The sequence below is a fragment of the Microbulbifer sp. 2205BS26-8 genome, from assembly GCF_030731025.1.
GTDB classification, from domain to species: domain Bacteria; phylum Pseudomonadota; class Gammaproteobacteria; order Pseudomonadales; family Cellvibrionaceae; genus Microbulbifer; species Microbulbifer spongiae.
Genome location: NZ_JAVAMR010000181.1, coordinates 1 through 513 on the forward strand (window position 1 = coordinate 1; position 513 = coordinate 513).

The following is a 513-nucleotide window of genomic DNA, read 5'->3' on the forward strand; positions in this document are numbered from 1 at the left end:
TTAGTGCATAGTGGGCCGTGGCACTTTCTCCACGGTGGTTTCCGGGGCCGGTGGGCGGTAGCCCAAGGCACTGTGTGGCCGCTTGGTGTTGTAGTGCTTCCTCCACTCCTCAATAATAATTTCCGCCTCTTGTAACGGATAGAATATTTCACCGTTTAGAATCTCGTCTCTGAGTCGGGCGTTGAAGCTTTCACAGTACCCATTCTCCCAGGGTAAACCCGGCTCTATGTAAGCCACCTTTGCGCCAACAGATGTGGTCCAGTCTCTGACCGCCTATGCAACGAACTCCGGACCATTGTATGATGTTTGATTCCCATGTTTAGTCCTCCGTCTCCTAATTATACGGGTGGACCACTTCAAGGGGGGTGGACCAGTCTTGGGCCACGCACTGGCCAAACTTGATTACGCTGTTTGAGTATCCGCCGGAGATCCGCAAGGTGATCTATACCACCAACGCTATTGAGTCTCTGAACAGCGTCATTCGCAAGGCCACGAAGCAGCGCAAGGTGTTCC

2 pseudogenes are annotated in these 513 nt (G+C 53.0%); one reads left to right on the forward strand and one right to left on the reverse strand.

Features of this window, described 5'->3' with window-relative positions:
• Positions 1–303 (reverse strand): annotated as a pseudogene (locus Q5Y71_RS17160) (transposase); the annotation flags it as partial.
• A gap of 62 nt (positions 304–365) precedes the next feature.
• Between Q5Y71_RS17160 and Q5Y71_RS17165 the strand changes: the two are divergent.
• A pseudogene (locus tag Q5Y71_RS17165) lies at positions 366–513 on the forward strand (transposase); the annotation flags it as partial.